At 42.4% G+C, this 17,155-nt stretch carries 14 protein-coding genes and 1 tRNA gene; 7 read left to right on the forward strand and 8 right to left on the reverse strand.

The window, feature by feature from the left end; all coding sequences use genetic code 11:
* The first annotated feature begins 36 nt into the window (after nt 1-36).
* From cmoA to M1E93_RS10825, 3 genes are all read left to right on the forward strand, one after another.
* Nucleotides 37-792, forward strand: coding sequence for a carboxy-S-adenosyl-L-methionine synthase CmoA (gene cmoA / locus M1E93_RS10815; protein WP_004919440.1), 756 nt, complete (start codon nt 37-39; stop codon nt 790-792).
* Entirely contained in the window at nt 789-1,760 is a 972-nt protein-coding gene (cmoB, locus tag M1E93_RS10820; RefSeq protein WP_004919439.1) for a tRNA 5-methoxyuridine(34)/uridine 5-oxyacetic acid(34) synthase CmoB, read from the forward strand. The genes cmoA and cmoB overlap by 4 nt, the downstream gene beginning before the upstream one ends.
* Nucleotides 1,761-1,969: 209 nt before the next feature.
* On the forward strand, nt 1,970-2,776 hold the full coding sequence (locus tag M1E93_RS10825) for a hypothetical protein (protein ID WP_426206894.1): 807 nt from the start codon (nt 1,970-1,972) through the stop codon (nt 2,774-2,776).
* A gap of 376 nt (nt 2,777-3,152) precedes the next feature.
* Here M1E93_RS10825 and cutC read toward each other — a convergent pair whose 3' ends face one another.
* Both cutC and M1E93_RS10835 read right to left on the reverse strand, forming a co-directional pair.
* Entirely contained in the window at nt 3,153-3,914 is a 762-nt protein-coding gene (gene cutC, locus M1E93_RS10830; RefSeq protein ID WP_426206896.1) for a copper homeostasis protein CutC, read from the reverse strand.
* Nucleotides 3,915-4,092: 178 nt separating this feature from the next.
* Entirely contained in the window at nt 4,093-4,647 is a 555-nt protein-coding gene (locus M1E93_RS10835; RefSeq protein WP_104873458.1) for a VOC family protein, read from the reverse strand.
* 244 nt (nt 4,648-4,891) lie between these two features.
* On the opposite strand from M1E93_RS10835, the gene argS reads away from it, so the two are divergent.
* Nucleotides 4,892-6,622, forward strand: a complete 1,731-nt coding sequence (gene argS, locus M1E93_RS10840; RefSeq protein ID WP_014658286.1) for an arginine--tRNA ligase — start codon at nt 4,892-4,894, stop codon at nt 6,620-6,622.
* A gap of 820 nt (nt 6,623-7,442) precedes the next feature.
* Here argS and murJ read toward each other — a convergent pair.
* Both murJ and rimJ read right to left on the reverse strand, forming a co-directional pair.
* Nucleotides 7,443-8,978: a murein biosynthesis integral membrane protein MurJ gene (gene murJ, locus M1E93_RS10845; protein ID WP_004919431.1), complete on the reverse strand. Its 1,536-nt coding sequence runs from the start codon at nt 8,976-8,978 to the stop codon at nt 7,443-7,445.
* Nucleotides 8,979-9,138: 160 nt separating this feature from the next.
* Nucleotides 9,139-9,726, reverse strand: a complete 588-nt coding sequence (gene rimJ, locus M1E93_RS10850) for a ribosomal protein S5-alanine N-acetyltransferase (protein ID WP_004919428.1) — start codon at nt 9,724-9,726, stop codon at nt 9,139-9,141.
* Between the two features lie 177 nt (nt 9,727-9,903).
* Here rimJ and mdtH point away from each other — a divergent pair, with 177 nt between their 5' ends.
* Both mdtH and M1E93_RS10860 read left to right on the forward strand, forming a co-directional pair.
* Nucleotides 9,904-11,106 (forward strand): multidrug efflux MFS transporter MdtH, encoded by a 1,203-nt coding sequence (gene mdtH, locus M1E93_RS10855; RefSeq protein ID WP_004919425.1) that lies wholly within the window; start codon nt 9,904-9,906, stop codon nt 11,104-11,106.
* 124 nt (nt 11,107-11,230) lie between these two features.
* Nucleotides 11,231-11,791 (forward strand): lipoprotein, encoded by a 561-nt coding sequence (locus M1E93_RS10860; RefSeq protein ID WP_004919424.1) that lies wholly within the window; start codon nt 11,231-11,233, stop codon nt 11,789-11,791.
* 219 nt (nt 11,792-12,010) lie between these two features.
* On the opposite strand, the gene M1E93_RS10865 is transcribed toward M1E93_RS10860, so the two are convergent.
* Both M1E93_RS10865 and ghrA read right to left on the reverse strand, forming a co-directional pair.
* Nucleotides 12,011-12,556, reverse strand: coding sequence for a TorD/DmsD family molecular chaperone (locus M1E93_RS10865; protein ID WP_104873457.1), 546 nt, complete (start codon nt 12,554-12,556; stop codon nt 12,011-12,013).
* A 148-nt stretch (nt 12,557-12,704) separates the two neighbouring features.
* A complete protein-coding gene (gene ghrA, locus M1E93_RS10870) occupies nt 12,705-13,646 on the reverse strand; it encodes a glyoxylate/hydroxypyruvate reductase GhrA (RefSeq protein WP_426206898.1) in 942 nt (313 codons plus the stop codon).
* Between the two features lie 318 nt (nt 13,647-13,964).
* Here ghrA and M1E93_RS10875 point away from each other — a divergent pair.
* Nucleotides 13,965-14,052, forward strand: a tRNA-Ser gene (locus M1E93_RS10875).
* A gap of 28 nt (nt 14,053-14,080) precedes the next feature.
* Here M1E93_RS10875 and M1E93_RS10880 read toward each other — a convergent pair.
* Both M1E93_RS10880 and M1E93_RS10885 read right to left on the reverse strand, forming a co-directional pair.
* On the reverse strand, nt 14,081-15,583 hold the full coding sequence (locus M1E93_RS10880; protein WP_004919417.1) for an alanine/glycine:cation symporter family protein: 1,503 nt from the start codon (nt 15,581-15,583) through the stop codon (nt 14,081-14,083).
* An 82-nt stretch (nt 15,584-15,665) separates the two neighbouring features.
* Nucleotides 15,666-17,150, reverse strand: coding sequence for an aldehyde dehydrogenase (locus tag M1E93_RS10885; protein ID WP_053110884.1), 1,485 nt, complete (start codon nt 17,148-17,150; stop codon nt 15,666-15,668).
* Nucleotides 17,151-17,155 lie beyond the last annotated feature (5 nt).

The following is a 17,155-nucleotide window of genomic DNA, read 5'->3' on the forward strand; positions in this document are numbered from 1 at the left end:
ATCCGCAACTACTTTTGTTTTACATACACAGATCTTATGTCAAGTCAGGAATCCAACAATAAAGACAGCCTCTTTAGCGCTCCGATTGCCAACTTAGGTGATTGGCAATTCGATGAAAAAGTTGCCGAAGTCTTTCCCGATATGATCCAGCGCTCGGTGCCGGGTTATTCAAACATTATCACGATGATTGGGATGCTAGCTGGGCGCTTTGTCACCGAAAACAGCCGTGTCTATGATCTTGGTTGCTCATTGGGAGCAGCAACGCTGTCAATTCGCCGCAATATTACCGCGCAACATTGCCAAATCATTGCTGTCGATAATTCACCTGCAATGGTTGAACGTTGCCGTCGTCATATTGACGCTTACAAAGCCGCAACGCCCGTCGAGGTTATCGAAGGTGATATTCGCGATATCCCTATTGAAAATGCATCGATGGTGGTACTCAATTTTACGTTGCAGTTCCTTAATCCTAATGACCGCCAACAGCTATTAACTAAAATTTATCAAGGCCTCAAACCCGGCGGTATCCTTGTGCTGTCAGAAAAATTCAATTTTGAAGACAAAGAGATTGGTGAGTTGTTATTCAATATGCATCATGATTTTAAACGTGCAAATGGTTATAGCGAATTAGAAATCAGCCAGAAACGCAGCATGTTAGAAAATGTTATGCTGACCGACTCTGTTGAAACACATAAGTTACGGTTAAAACAAGCCGGCTTTACGCATTGTGAAGTATGGTTCCAATGCTTTAACTTTGGCTCCTTATTAGCACTTAAAGAGGCACAGTTATGATTGATTTCGGGCGCTTTTATCAGCAAATTGCAACAGGCCCTTTAAGTCATTGGCTTGAAACATTACCCGCTCAACTTAGCGAGTGGAAAAACTCGCAATTACACGGTGGATTCAAATCATGGGAAAAAATGTTAGAAAATTTACCCATCATGACCCCCACCCAACTCGATTTAAAAAATAGCGTAACTGCGATACGTGACCCTGAATTATCCGCAGGGGAAACTCGCCGTCTTAATAGTATTCTTGAGCAATTAAAACCCTGGCGTAAAGGCCCTTTCTCTCTATACGGTATCAATATCGATACGGAATGGCGCTCTGATTGGAAATGGGATCGGGTTTTACCTCACATCTCCCCTTTAAAGGATAAAATGATCCTTGATGTGGGTTGTGGTAGTGGTTACCACATGTGGCGCATGTTAGGCGAAGGCGCCTCATTTGTCGTCGGGATTGATCCTACACAACTGTTTCTTTGCCAATTTGAAGCGGTTAGGAAATTACTGGGCGATGACCAACGCGCTCATTTATTACCATTAGGCATCGAACAGCTCCCCGCACTTAATGCCTTTGATAGCGTATTTTCAATGGGAGTGCTCTATCATCGTCGTTCTCCTCTTGACCACTTATGGCAGCTAAAAAATCAATTAGTCAGTGAAGGCGAGCTAATTTTAGAAAGCTTGGTTGTTGAAGGGGATGAGTTCCAGTGCTTAGTACCCGGTGACCGTTATGCACAAATGCGTAACGTTTACTTTATTCCATCGGCTAAAATGCTTAAAGTTTGGTTAGAAAAATGTGGCTTTGTTGATGTGCGGATCGTTGACCAAGCCGTCACCACAGTTGAAGAGCAGCGCCGTACTGAGTGGATGAAAACGGATTCATTAGCAGAATTTCTAGACCCTAATGACTCAACAAAAACCATCGAAGGTTACCCTGCTCCATTACGCGCTATCCTCGTTGCACGTAAACCCTAAAATCATCGAATAAGGGTGACTTGTTTCACTCTTATTCTTTTCTCAATTTATTCTCCGTATTTTTAAATCTGTAGTTGCCCAAATAGTAATAATACATTTATCAAACCCTGCAAACATTTTATCTCTCAATATTTATTGATATAATATACTTATACAAAAATTAAATAGCGGTTAGCCTTTATTAATGACAGACTCATTTGGATACGATCATGAAACTGCCCCATTTTTTTATTTTTCCTCTCTCTTTTCTCTTATTCGCTTGCTCCCCCCCAGAAAATAAAATTCATACTGCAATAAAAAAAGAGATTGCCACACATTATCCTGATCCTGACTCAATACAATATAAAGATATTGTTGTTCATAGGAATGCCGATGAAGCCATCGTTTGTGGTGAGTTTAATGCAAAGAATAATCAAAATGAATTTATGGGGTTTAGGCCATTTATTAGTGAAGTCTATATCGGTGACGATATCGTAATTAACTCTGTTCGTGTTGGCAATCTCATTCGTAAAGACAGCTTTCCTGCCTTAGTTTGTGAGCACGGCAGTTATGAGGGTGGTATTAAAGCGCAGAACCTTCAAAATAAAGCGTTTATAGATAATATGAATGGGTTAGCTCAAATCGAAAACTATATTAACGATTCATCAGTCGGTAATCGAGTGAGAGCTCATCTCATTAATAGAGCAAAAGAGATTTACGACAATGAATTAAGCCCTGAAACACTCAAGGTCGTTGACTCAACAGAAGGACGTTTGGTTACTGTTGTTGCCTATAAAAAAGGTGATGATGTCTATTTTGCTTCCATACTGAATCAAAAGATCTATGAGTTAGAGCCTATAAAAAATTCCGTCGTAAAATATATCCATGGGGCTGAAAAAGATAAGAACCTCGTTGTATTAGGAAATTATACGACTGAGGATAACGGTGGAAAACCCTCAAAGCTGCTACCATTGGCAATTGAGATCCTAGAAAATGGTGTTTCTTATGCAAACGCTGTTTTTCCAGCCAAATCCTAGTTTAAGGTAATTTTATTGGGCACGTTATTATCTTATTTTCTATAACGGCCCAATCAATTTACGTGTATTTATGGATAAAGAAGATTATCTTATACGCGGTTTCTTATGCCTTATTACCTCGAGAAAAACAGCATATAACTGTTCTCTTTAAAGCGCGAAACTATTCCCCTTTTTAATATCTTATCGATATTGCCTTATCATTTAATTCTTATTTAGCATGATCTCTAAAATGACTTTGAATACTGTTTTATGGGTAAAAGGCTATATTGAACGATTTATTACTTACTATCTCTTTTCTGTATTGATTACATGACCTAAAATAAAAAGAGAGATAAAACTCTCCCTTTTTATTAATTATTATTGAATAGTTTCGTTTTTATGCCGAAATCTTTTCAGTGATCGAAATAAAATCTTTCATCGCTTCAACGGTTGGCCCATCAACGCAGTAATGAGTAAATTCATCATTTTCACTGTTTGATGCCATCGTCACCCCTGCTTTACGATAACTCATATTTGACGGAACTGATTTCCCCGCCGAACTGTGCAATTCTACCAGCCCTATTTCCATAAACTTACTTAAATTAGCCAGCCTAACCCCTGCACCAGCCATAATCACTGGGCCGTTAATTTCAATACTTTTTTCGTTTAACTCTTTAAGTAACGGTAATCCCAACTCTGCATTCTGCTGCTGCCCCGATGTAAGAATACGAGCAACCCCTAAACTTTTTAGTTGTTCAAAGGCTAATAAGGGATTCACGCACATATCAAATGCGCGGTGAAACGTGATATTCATTCCCGTTGCTATTTCCATCAATATCGCCATGCGGTCGATATCGATACGCCCTTCGGTATCGAGGATTCCGATAACTGCCCCTGGGAAGCCCATCTCTTTCACCATCCGCAGATCTTCACAGATTACTTCAAATTCATTCGTGTTATAGCAAAAATCGCCTCCGCGCGGACGAATAATAGGATGAACGGGGATATGAAGTTTTTCGCTTGCTAATTTTAGATAGCCATAACTTGGTGTCAGGCCGCCATCTGCTGCACCGGAGCATAATTCAATACGATCAGCGCCGTATTCTTGTGCAACTTGTGCACATTCGATACCGAAACAGCAAATTTCCAATTTTGCCATGACCACCTCCAAAACGTAGGATTAAAGTGTTGCTTTAACATCTAATTAATAACTTAAAGGAACTTGTTAATCGTTAACATTCGATTAATGATGCCACTAATTTTTGAACGTTACCGGATTAACATCACACCATTAACAGTTTTTTACGAATTGTTCGTAATAACGTTAATTACATCACTTATTTTTCGCTTTCAATAATCTGTTTCAGCGCGTAAGGGTGATATTTCAAAGTAATTATCCCATTTGTCACTGCTAATGTCGGATTAGGCAATCTTTCTAACTGCCCTTTCGGTTGACTCATTTTCAAGCTGTAGCCTTCTGGAAGCGGATGTGGCAGTAATGCCAATGCACTCTGCTCTAGCTGTTCTGGGGAGACATTAATGACCATCTCAACGTGCTCCCATGTCTCTTGTGGGTACATTTTTCCTTTTGGAAAAGGCAATTCGACCACATAAACCTGTTGAGATGCGATTATTAATGGTTTGTTCAACTCGAATAAACAGATCGGACGCCCGTTAATTTCATTTTCAGACAGTAACTGACCGCATTGGTGAAGGCCTTTCCGCCAGCGCTCTGCTGTTTCATTATGATGACAACGGACAGAAACATGGTCTATCAGGTGATCGTTTAAGGATAAAGCTAATACTTTAGCCATTTGCGTTAATTTTTGCTCAAACTCAGGCAACGTGTTCCATAGATCTTGCAGTTCAGGCACATTGGCAAATTCAGTCATTCAACACACTCTTTTCTAAACACCGTTTATCTCTTCGCATTCGCGATATACTCTCAATTTTTCGTCTGTTGTGTTATCAACGCTATTGAAATATGACAGCTATACCGTGAATAAAACTGCCAGACTGTAGCACGACTCCCTTAAAATATGGTATAAAACCTGCCGAATTTTCTCTTCTTTCTTTTAGTTCTACGCATGTGATGGCACAATGCGATAACTATGGTTCGTTATTTAAGGTAATCCGGTGAATATTCAGGCTATTCTTTCAGATAAAATCAGTGCTGCAATGCAGGCAGCGGGAGCTCCAGAAGGCAGTGATGCCCTTGTGCGTCAATCAGCGAAAGCGCAGTTTGGTGACTATCAAGCCAACGGTGTAATGGGCGCTGCTAAAAAAATGGGCATCAATCCCCGACAACTGGCCGAGCAGATTGTCAGCCATTTAGATCTTGAAGGTATTGCAAGCAAGGTAGAAATCGCAGGGCCGGGTTTTATCAATATTTTCCTTGAGCCAAGCTGGCTCACCACACAAGTGGAACAAGCATTAACCTGTGATCGCCTTGGCCTATCCCCTGTTAAATCAGAAACTATCGTCATCGACTATTCCGCGCCAAACGTGGCCAAGCAGATGCACGTAGGCCATTTGCGTTCGACAATTATCGGTGATGCTGCCGCACGTACTTTAGAGTTTTTAGGGCATAAAGTGATCCGTGCTAACCATGTTGGTGACTGGGGTACGCAATTTGGTATGCTGATCGCTTACCTCGAAAAAATGCAAAATGAAAATGCAAGTGACATGGCATTGGCAGATCTCGAGGAGTTTTACCGCGAAGCAAAACAACACTATGACAGTGATGAAGTATTCGCTGAGCGTGCAAGAGGTTACGTGGTTAAATTGCAATCAGGTGATGAGTACTGCCGTAAAATGTGGCGTAAACTGGTTGATATCACCATGCAGCAAAACCAAGAAACCTATCGTCGCTTGAACGTGACGTTAACTGAAGATGACGTCATGGGCGAAAGTTTATATAACGATATGCTGCCTGGGATTGTCGCTGACTTGAAAGCCAAAGGGCTCGCGGTAGAAAGCGAAGGTGCTACTGTCGTTTATCTTGACGAATTTAAAACTAAAGAAGGCGAGCCTATGGGCGTTATTGTCCAGAAAAAAGATGGCGGCTTCTTATATACGACAACAGATATCGCTTGTGCAAAATATCGTCATGAAGTACTGCATGCTGACCGTGCACTTTACTATATTGATTCACGTCAGCACCAACACTTGATGCAGGCATGGACAATCGTACGTAAAGCCGGTTATATCCCAGAATCAATGTCTCTCGAACATCACATGTTTGGCATGATGCTCGGTAAAGATGGCAAGCCTTTTAAAACTCGCTCAGGCGGTACTGTTCGCCTCTCTGACTTATTAGATGAAGCGATTGAACGTGCGCAAGTACTCATCCGCAGCAAAAACCCCGATATGCCAGAAGATGAGTTAAACAACGTTGCAAATGTTGTCGGTATTGGTTCAGTAAAATATGCAGACTTATCAAAAAGCCGTACAACGGATTATATTTTTGATTGGGATAACATGTTAGCTTTCGAAGGTAATACCGCACCGTATATGCAATATGCTTATACGCGTGTCGCCTCAATCTTCAAAAAAGCAAACGTGACACAAGCGGATCTCACACTGCCTATCGTGTTACAAGACCCACGTGAAATTGCACTTGCTACGCGTTTGATGCAATTTGAAGAAACCATCTTGATGGTCGCACGTGATGGTACGCCACATGTTATGTGCGCTTACCTTTATGATTTAGCCGGCCTGTTCTCAAGCTTCTATGAACACTGTCCTATTTTAAGTGCCGAAGATGAAGCTCAGCGCCAAAGCCGCTTAAAATTAGCGCTATTGACCCAGAAGACATTAAAAGCTGGGTTGGATACTTTAGGGATCGATACCGTCGAACGTATGTAAGCTGATATCTAAGTGTCATATTGATAATAAACCCTATGCTGTGCATAGGGTTTATTGTTTCTGTCGACTCAATTTCAGGAAATTTTTTTCGTGCTCTTTAGACCGCTTTATTTCAATATGAGCGTTAGAGCTGAGAGACGAAATAGCATGCCCCTCCAATACCGTAATAAAAAGCGGCCTCATTATATGAATCAGCGATATTATTTATTAGACGAAAGCCCCTCTCTTTAAAATTTTCACGAAGCTTCTTACCAGCTGTTATGACGTTTTTTACAGCAAATGTTAGTAATTATTTTTCTCTGGTTAAATGTATCATTATAGTCAGGCAAAGATGCCGATACTGTTTTGACACATTTAACCTTAAATTCATCTCTTGAAAATGAAATTATCATATAGAAGTATTAAACCAATCAATACCAGCGCTATCCCCGATATATAGTTAAGTGCAATGGTCATTTTTTTATTACGTTGAGACATACGAGCCAATAATCCCCCTGTTAATCCTGCTGTTATATCGATCGGCAAAGCCGTGGCAAGGTGGCATGTATCGCTACCCCACGGGGAAAAGCCAAGACTCGACGTACATGATCTTCCAATGAATGGATTATTACAGGACTATTTGACTAATAATCCAGCTCAAATGGCCCTGTCATTACTGACAAAATTTTAACAACCTGTTAAATACTGCGGGTGGCATAAGGCGCTACTTAAGCGCTTTGTGTATGCCTAATACTATTGCCAAGCAAATGGGTAGTGAGAAAATTGCTACAATAAGAATTTCTGAACGCCCCAATGGGGCGTTTCAGTTATTTATTGTGGCTTAAATACTCTGCTTTTTAAAATCTCTTGGGCGGAAACCTAAAGCGAATAGCGCGGCGAAATAGCTCCCAGCACCAATAATCACCACAAAAATTAAGCGCAATAAACGCATGGCCATATTGCCTTCTTGCCATTCTGGCATAAAGTGCAATACACCAAACAGAACCGCTGACATCACGATAAGGGCAATGACGAGTTTAAAAATAAAACCTCGCCAACCGGCAAGTGGTTTGAAAATTTCTTGCTTGCGTAATTGCCAATAAAGGACACCTGCGTTAAAACACGCTGCTAAACCAATCGACAGTGCTAATCCGGCATGCTTCATTGGCCCAATAAATGCTAAGTTCATTAACTGAGTTAGAATTAATGTGACAATAGCGATTTTAACTGGTGTTTTAATGTCCTGACGTGAATAGAACCCTGGCGCCAAAATTTTCACTAGGATCATCCCTGTCAGCCCTACACAATAGGCCATTAATGCGTATTGCGTCATCAATGAGTCATGAGCTGTAAACTTATCATACTGGAACAGCGATACGGTAAGCGCTTCCGAAAGGATCGCTAAACCAATCGCGCAAGGCAAGGCGAGCAATAAACAGAGGCGTAAGCCCCAATCCATTAAATGACGATATTCTTGATGGTTACCACTAGTAAAACTTTTCGATAGCGAAGGTAACAAAATGGTTCCTAATGCAACACCCAGCACCCCTGATGGCAACTCCATCAACCTATCCGCATAATACATCCAAGACACTGAGCCAGATTGCAGAAATGATGCGAAAATAGTATTGATAATCAACGAAATTTGGCTAACAGATACCCCAATAATGGCAGGTCCCATCATTTTCATTACTCGCCAAACACCACTATCGCGAAAAGAGATCCGTGGCAGAACTAACATGCCAATCTTTTTCAAATGCGGGAGTTGATACACCAGTTGCAAAATTCCCCCCACAATCACGGCCCAAGCTAATGACATTACGGGAGGATCAAAGTAAGGCGCCGCAAATGCTGCAAAGAAAATCATACTCACATTCAACAACGTTGGCGCAAACGCAGGAACCGAAAAACGATTCCATGTATTTAAAATTGCACCAGCTAACGACGCGAGTGAGATTAAAAAGATATAAGGAAAGGTGACCCGCAGTAGGTCTGTGGTTAATGCAAACTTATCGGCATCGGCAGCAAAGCCCGGCGCCGTCACATAGATAATCCAAGGGGCGGCAATCATACCGATCACGGTGACAATCGCTAGTGCGAGGGTAAGCATCCCCGAAATATACGCCACAAAAGTACGAGTTGCTTCATCGCCTTGTTGGTTTTTATATTCCGCCAGTATTGGCACGAATGCTTGTGAGAACGCCCCTTCTGCAAAAATACGGCGTAATAAATTAGGTAATTTGAAGGCGACAAAAAAGGCGTCCGCGGCTGCCCCTGCACCAAATACCCGAGCGATAATTGCGTCACGGATAAATCCAAGTACCCGAGACATCATGGTCATTGAGCTTATCGCTGCTAATGATTTTAATAAATTCATGATAGGTAGACTAAAAGAAAACAATTATGCCAGTTTATCAGCGTGGAGCATGACTGACTATGATTGGATGATAAAATCAGAGGTTACTTGCCCGAGTCCGAGAGCAGCAAGCTGATAATTTTGATACGCTGCACTCGAATTATTAGGCGTATACCGTTAATTAGGGTTTCACCGGTTTCCAATTTGCATCGGTTAACGCCGTAAGTACATGGTCACGCCACTGGCCGTCAATCTGCAAATATTGTTTGGCATACCCTTCTCGCTCAAAACCGAGACGAGCCAAAAGGTTACCGCTACGCAAATTGTGTGGCATGTAATTAGCCATAATGCGGTGCATCCCTTGATGTTTTTGCATATAACGGATAGCTTGTGAAAGGGCTTCATACATCAACCCTTGCCCCTGCCACTTTTCACCTAATGAGTAGCCTAGATAGCACGCATGAAAAGCACCACGCAATACATTACTGAAATTCGCCACACCCATCACTTCATTTTCTTGACTGTCTAAGAGTAAAAAATGATAGGCGTTTCCCTGACGATGCAGCTCGGTCATTAAATGTAAGCGACTATTCCAGCTTGATGGATTGAAATGTGAACTGTCTCGGGTTGGCTCCCAAGGTTTCAAAAATTCTCTGTTTTCGCTGTAGTAATCTGCTAATCGATAGCCGTCACGCTCATATGCTAACCGTACAACCATCCTTTCTGTCACAAGACGCACTTTTGGTTCATTTGTCCGATAACCAAACATCGTTAACCCTTTTAAAAATTAAATCGCCAGAGATGGCATAAGGATAAAAACACATTATCAATAACCATTAGGTATAACGATAAAAAAATATCATCTTCCCCTTTCTATTCTACTGATATTATTGATGAGAAACATTAAGAATCCTTCCCTCTTTATTATTTTTTACGATGGTGTGTCATGGCGCAGGTGTCACAGGCAAGAAGTCTAGGTAAATATTTTTTACTCCTAGACAACATGCTGGTTGTTCTCGGTTTTTTTGTCGTGTTTCCATTGATCTCTATTCGCTTTGTTGACCAGCTAGGTTGGGCCGCCGTCATTGTTGGCTTTGCTTTAGGTCTGAGACAATTTGTTCAGCAAGGACTTGGGATCTTTGGTGGTGCTATTGCAGACCGCTTTGGCGCTAAGCCAATGATAGTCATAGGGATGCTATTGCGAGCCTGTGGCTTTGTGCTCATGGCAATTGCCAATGACCCTTGGGTGTTGTGGCTCTCCTGTGTCTTGTCAGCATTAGGTGGAACACTATTTGATCCTCCAAGAACCGCATTAGTTATTAAGCTAACAAGGCCTTATGAGCGTGGACGCTTTTATTCTCTGCTGCTCATGCAAGACAGCGCGGGCGCCGTTATTGGTGCACTGATTGGTAGTTGGTTACTGCAATACGATTTCCATTATGTCTGTTGGGCTGGCGCGGCCGTCTTTGTACTTGCCGCTATTTGTAATGCTTGGCTACTCCCGGCCTACCGTATTTCAACGGTAAGAACACCAATCAAAGAAGGTATGAGCCGAGTACTCAAAGATACCCGTTTTGTGACCTATGTGGTCACGTTAGCTGGTTATTTTATGCTCTCTGTACAGGTTATGCTGATGTTCCCTATTGTTGTGAATGAAATCGCAGGCACGCCAACCGCAGTGAAATGGATGTATGCCATTGAAGCCGTTATTTCATTAACGTTACTTTATCCCATCGCCCGTTGGAGTGAAAAATATTTTCGCCTTGAGCAGCGTTTAATGGCTGGATTGTTTTTAATGAGTTTAAGCATGTTTCCTATCGGTATGACGAGCTCTTTACCTGTTTTATTTGGATTAATATGCTTATTTTATTTAGGCACTGTAACCGCCGATCCTGCACGAGAAACATTAAGTGCTTCACTGGCAGATCCACGTGCACGCGGTAGTTATATGGGGTTTAGCCGCTTAGGATTAGCTTTAGGAGGTGCTGTTGGCTACACTGGTGGAGGTTGGATGTACGATATTGGTCACCAATGGGATCTGCCACAATTACCGTGGTTTTTATTAGGTGTAATTGGTTTCATCACTCTTTGGGCACTGCATAAACAATTTAACCGTAAGAAAATTGAATCTGCCATGTTAAGTGGTTAATAACGGAGATATTTAGACTCTACACGCCCATAAATTTAAACTTTAACTAACAAAAATGTGGGTAAAAGGCCAATTAACCATAATTATAGGATAAGATAGTCAAGTTACTGTAAAAGGAGTGTTTATGAAACAATTTATATTGGCGGCTCTGATTGGCTGTTTGACTTTACTCACTGGCTGTAGCCAACTTACTGAATTTTCGATTAGCGAAAATACAGTTAATCAGTATCTTGCAAATAAAGTTAAATATAACAATAAAGTTGGTATTTCTGGCGTCGCGGATGCAGACATCCAATTAACCAACTTGAAATCAGAAATTGGTCGCAGTGAGCCGGGGAAAATCGCCTTAACGGGGGATGCCGCAGTCAACTTAGATACTTTATTAGGTAAAGCCGAGGCCAAAATAGCGCTTACCCTAACGGCTCGCCCTTATTTTGACGCTCAAGCAGGCGCCATTTACTTAAAAGAGCTGAACATCAGCCAATACACTGTCACTCCTGAGAGTATGGATACCGCTATTGCTGCCGTGATCCCATACCTCAACAGTTCATTAGAAACCTTTTTTGAGACACAACCGGTTTATGTGTTGAATCCAGAAAATAGTGCAGCTGAGGCAACGGCTAAAAAATTAGCAAAAGGGCTTGAAATCAAACCAGGCAAGCTCGTTATTCCTTTAGTTGACTAACATCCATAAAAATTTTCGATTGAAAACAGCACAAAAGGCAACGTTTTTAGACGTTGCCTTTTCTTTATCTACCTATATACCCGTTTATCAAAATGCTACGCGTTATACTTAATACCAATACAAAAACCTCTTAAGTGGCTTACCTCGTTTTTCTGATAGCCAATTTACATTGACAAGGTTCGCTTAGAGGCGGATTTTATTACACCAAAAGTGACGCTGTCACTCTGACTCTAATTCATCACGTAATGCAATCACTGCATCACGCGCAATTTGCGCCAGCGTACGATAAAATGCCGTTGTCGCATGAGCTTCCATTTTGCCTAGAAATGCACCATACCAACTCAATATAAAGCTATCAAATAGCTCAATTTGCGCCGCTGTTTCATCTTCTGCCGCTTGATCCTCAAGCCAAGATGCCGCCAATAAGAGCGCACCAAAGGCATCGGTTCTCGCGTTTGTCAGAGTCATCCCCCTCTCAACAAGAAATTCACGGATTTCCGCTTCCGCGATTTCATCATCATAATCATGGGCAAACACCGAAACCGCAGGTGTTTCTCCACCAAATAACGTTTGATAGTCGGCGGTAATCGCTGCCATATCAACCGATTTTGCCATGCGCGCCCAATACTCATCTTGCTCCAATGGCCAAGATGCCTTTAATTTATCTTGGGCTATCATATCCAGTAATGGCTTTACCACACTATCATCGGGGGAGCGCTGAAAGAGTGTTCCCAAAATACGGCAGACGATCGAAAATTCGTTCATGTCAGGTTCCTGTTTTCGCATTATACGGTGGCTTATCACCAGCATACTCTAAGTCATTTGAGGCGCAGCAAGGATAAGAAATGATGGCATGAAGAATATAAAGCAGTGCCATCAACCAAGCTGCAACCTGAAATAAAATAAGTATATCTTAATAACCGCGTTGCATATCAACAATCCCGACAGGTGTTTGCCCATTTTCAATGCGTTGAATATTGCTGCTGATCATGTCCATCGCTTCTTGCGGTAGTGTAATCGCGGCAATATGGGGTGTAATCGCAAGGCGCGGGTGTGTCCAAAAAGGATGCATTTGTGGTAAAGGTTCACTGGCAAATACGTCCAAAGAGGCACCTGCAACTTGCCCCGACTCTAATGCTGCCAATAAGTCTTGTTCAATAAGATGCGAGCCACGAGCAAGGTTAATAATAAAGGCATTTTTTTGTAACTGACTAAATAAGCTTTGATTCAAAATTCCGACTGTTTGGGGGGTACTTGGCAATAAATTAATAATCACCCGTGTACCTTGCAGAAACGCCCCTAACTGTTCTTGTCCATAATAGCTCTTTACGTTGTTGAGCTGTTTTGCGCTTCGGCTCCACGTTCTCACATGAAAACCAAATTCCACGAGCCTTTTAGCCACCGCTTGCCCCAATGCGCCAGCCCCCATTACCCCGACGACAAACTCATCATGGCGATAGGCTGGCAACGGTTTCCATTGACGTTGCGATTGAAATTGGCGGTATTCATCCATTCGACGAAAGTAATAGAGGACTTTCGCCATCGCATACTCTTCCATTTGTAATGCCATGCCCGTGTCTTCTAAGCGCATTAAAGGCACGCCAGCAGGTAATGTTCCTGGGTTCTCATGCTCTTGCTTCAAAATGGCGTCAACACCCGCCCCCAACGCAAATATACCTTTCAGATCTTTTCGCCCTGCTAGACATTCATAAGGAGGGAGCCAAACCATAGCATAATCGGCACTTTGTTTATCGCCCCTAACCCATTGACGAATATTGGCTTGTGGAAGTCTAGCTTTCATGCCGTCGATCCACTCATTAGCATCAAAAAATGGATGATAAAATAGAATATTCATGACAACTCCTCTTATGTTTACAACAGAGTGTGCCGAAAATGTCTCATTTTCAAGCGAATACAACGGTTGATGAATGTTATGATGAGCATTTTGTTAAGCCGCTAACGAATTTTATAATTAATACTTGAAGTTTAAGTCGATCACAGATTCACCATTCAAGATTAGATAATAACCAAATTGTTTTATATTTAACTAAACAAGCAGTAAAACTGTAAAAAGCGCAAATAGGGAGTTGACGCAAGCCCGGCTTTTCCCTATAGTAGCGCCCCGTTGCAACACAAGTTATATCGTTTGTTAGCAACCTACATTTAAAAATACGGTGAGGTGTCCGAGAGGCTGAAGGAGCACGCCTGGAAAGTGTGTATACGGCAACGTATCGAGGGTTCGAATCCCTCCCTCACCGCCATTTTTAATCAAATCAATGCCCTCTTATGTTATTCCTGCTCTTCGGTTAATTTTCCAATCTGTTTATGTTGTGGTGATTGTGTTTGCGATTGATATTCACGACTGATCTCTTCCCATAATTGTGCATTTTCAACGCCCGCGACTTTCGGGTCGAAAACCGGATCGATTCCCAATTTTTCTTGGCGTTCATAGTCACGTAGTGCGCGAAGTGCTGGTTTAGATAAAAAGACTATCGCGATTAAGTTAAGATAACTCATACTACCAAACCCAATATCACCAAGGCTCCACATCATGCTAACGGACTGCACACTCCCCATAAACAGAATAAGCAAAAAGACCATTTTTAGGACCAACTTGAGAATGGGGTATTTGAGTTGGCGGTCTAGATAAACAATGGTTGTCTCTGCGATATAGTAATATGCCATCAAGGTGGTAAATGCGAATAAAAACACGGCAATTGAGACAAAACCAGAGCCCGTTGATTCAAATACTGTTGAGACGGCCATTTGTGTCCACGCAGTTCCTGCAGCCACTCCCGGGACATGTTCAATCAGCGCCGTTGCTCCTCCATCGGGGAAAACATTGTACATATTGGTAACTAGGATCATGAGCCCTGAAGCCGTGCACACCACAAGAGTATCAATATAGATTGAGAACGCTTGAATCAACCCCTGCTTCGCCGGATGACTCACTTCAGCCGCCGCCGAACTAAACGTGGCCTCCCCCGCACCCGCGACATTAGAAAATACAGCGCGTCGAACACCCCACGAAACCGCGGTACCGACGATGCCACCAAAAACGGCATCCATCCCTAAAGCGCTCCGAAAGATTAGGCTAAACATGGCAGGTACTTTGTCATAATGGCTACCTAAAATTATCACCATCATGACAATATAAGCGACCGCCATCAGAGGAACGATTTTATCGGCAGCACTGGCAATACGCTTAACACCGCCGAAAATCAACCACGCCATCAATAAGGTAATAATCACACCTGTAACGATAGGCGGAATGTTGAAAGACGTTTGGAAAGAGTCAGCAATGGTATTCGCTTGGATCCCCGGCACTAACACACCGTAAGATAGACAGATCACAGCAGCGACAATAATCGCAAATGGCTTTAGTTTTAACCCTTTTTCGATATAGTAAGGCGAGCCACCTCGGTATTGCCCATCGGAGCGTTGCTTATAGATCTGAGCGAGTGTCGATTCAATAAATGCACTAGCACCACCTAAAAGCCCCATCACTACCATCCAAAATATCGCCCCTGGCCCGCCCGCCGCAATGGCAGTAGCCACACCAGCAATATTACCTACACCTACCCGCCCTGATAGCGCAAGACAAAAAGCTTGGAATGAAGATATGCCCTCTTTTGATGATTTATTTTCTTTGAGCAAACAGACCATTTTAATCAAATAGCGAAACTGAACACCGCGTGTAGCTAATGTAAAATAGAGCCCGACACCGAGCGATAAAATCACTAATGCGTTGCCCCAAATGTATCCAACGAGTGTGTTAACGATGGCTTCCATATGAGTACTCCTTCGTTATTGTCATTATGTATTTGTAGGGATAAAAAAACCTGAACTTAACGCTGTTCAGGTTGTGAATAAATTAATGATTAATCATCCAAATGACTTTTGTTTGAGTATATTGTTCGAAAGCTTCTAATCCGTTATCTTTGCCGCCAAAGCCTGACTGCTTAAAGCCACCAAAAGGCGTCGTGATATTACCTTCACTAAATCCATTCACCGACACTGTGCCTGCATTAATTTGCCGAGCAACTTTCATCACTCGATGGATATTTTGACTATAGAATGAGGCCGCTAACCCATAGTGAGTATTATTAGCGAGGGCAATCGCTTCTTCTTCTGTTGCAAACGTTGACACGGCAAGTAAGGGTCCAAAAACCTCATTTTGGAATAATGACATCTCTGGAGTGACGTTATCGAATATTGTCGGCTCAATGTACCAACCACTGCCCATTTCACTGTGGATTTTTCCACCTGCAACAATATTTGCGCCCTGTTTCACAGAAAGATCAATAAATGACTTCACTTTCTCAAAGTGAGCTTTTTCAACCATTGGCCCAATGGAGACAGTTTCATCCATGGGATCACCAACTTTCCACTCAGCTAATGCTGCAACGAGTTTATCTAATAGCTTTTGACGGATACTTTCATGAACAATTAGGCGAGAGCCGCAACTGCAATTTTCACTCATATTCCAGAAAGCGGCTGATAGAATATGAGGCACAGCAGCATCAAGATCGGCATCTTCAAAGACCACTTGCGGGCTTTTCCCACCACACTCCAACACGATCTCTTTTAAGTTACTTTCAGCAGAGTATTTAAGGAATAACCGCCCCACCTCAGTCGAACCGGTAAAAGAGACAATATCGATATCCCTATGTCGACCTATCGCCTCACCCACTTTTTCCCCTAATCCGCAAATTAAGCTCAGAGCACCTTTTGGCACCCCAGCTTCATAAGCCAATTCAACCATTCGGTAAGCACTCAATGAGGTCAGCTCCGCGGGCTTTACAATCACTGAGTTCCCCGCAGCTAACGCTGGAGCAACTTTCCATGCAAACATTTGTGCGGGGAAATTCCACGGTAAAACAGCCCCCACAACACCAATGGGTTCATGAACAATCAACCCCAACGCCTGATGACCTGTCGGCGCAACTTTTCCAAACATTTTGTCCAGTGCTTCGGCATACCAATAAAAAGTTTCAATGGTCGCTGGCATATCTGTATTTAAGCATTCTGTGATTGGCTTACCCGCATCAACACAATCTAATGCAGCAAGCTCTTCCTGATGTAACTCAATCAACTGTGCCCAACGCAGCATGACTTGTTTGCGCTCTTGCGGCGACAAACCTTGCCAACAGCCATCACTAAAGGTTTTTCTTGCCACTGAAACTGCGGCATCGACATCTTGAGCATCACCATCGGCAATAAATCCAATAATGCTGTCATCAATAGGCGTTCTGGTTTCTAATTTTTCATTGCTCCCTTGGTAGTTTTCTATCAAGTTACCCGCCCACAATAAACCTGAACGAGCTCGCTCAAATACTGCTTCTTTGGTCATTTTCATGGCGT

The organism is Providencia sp. PROV272, assembly GCF_049901975.1.
Taxonomy (GTDB): Bacteria; Pseudomonadota; Gammaproteobacteria; order Enterobacterales; family Enterobacteriaceae; genus Providencia; species Providencia stuartii.

Coding starts and splice junctions, on each gene's coding strand:
- cmoA (WP_004919440.1), top strand. CDS start 37: ATGTCAAGTCAGGAATCCAACAATAAAGACAGCCTCTTTAGCGCTCCG.
- cmoB (WP_004919439.1), top strand. CDS start 789: ATGATTGATTTCGGGCGCTTTTATCAGCAAATTGCAACAGGCCCTTTA.
- M1E93_RS10825 (WP_426206894.1), top strand. CDS start 1,970: ATGAAACTGCCCCATTTTTTTATTTTTCCTCTCTCTTTTCTCTTATTC.
- cutC (WP_426206896.1), bottom strand. CDS start 3,914: ATGGCAAAATTGGAAATTTGCTGTTTCGGTATCGAATGTGCACAAGTT.
- M1E93_RS10835 (WP_104873458.1), bottom strand. CDS start 4,647: ATGACTGAATTTGCCAATGTGCCTGAACTGCAAGATCTATGGAACACG.
- murJ (WP_004919431.1), bottom strand. CDS start 8,978: ATGAATTTATTAAAATCATTAGCAGCGATAAGCTCAATGACCATGATG.
- rimJ (WP_004919428.1), bottom strand. CDS start 9,726: ATGTTTGGTTATCGGACAAATGAACCAAAAGTGCGTCTTGTGACAGAA.
- mdtH (WP_004919425.1), top strand. CDS start 9,904: ATGGCGCAGGTGTCACAGGCAAGAAGTCTAGGTAAATATTTTTTACTC.
- M1E93_RS10860 (WP_004919424.1), top strand. CDS start 11,231: ATGAAACAATTTATATTGGCGGCTCTGATTGGCTGTTTGACTTTACTC.
- M1E93_RS10865 (WP_104873457.1), bottom strand. CDS start 12,556: ATGAACGAATTTTCGATCGTCTGCCGTATTTTGGGAACACTCTTTCAG.
- ghrA (WP_426206898.1), bottom strand. CDS start 13,646: ATGAATATTCTATTTTATCATCCATTTTTTGATGCTAATGAGTGGATC.
- M1E93_RS10880 (WP_004919417.1), bottom strand. CDS start 15,583: ATGGAAGCCATCGTTAACACACTCGTTGGATACATTTGGGGCAACGCA.
- M1E93_RS10885 (WP_053110884.1), bottom strand. CDS start 17,150: ATGAAAATGACCAAAGAAGCAGTATTTGAGCGAGCTCGTTCAGGTTTA.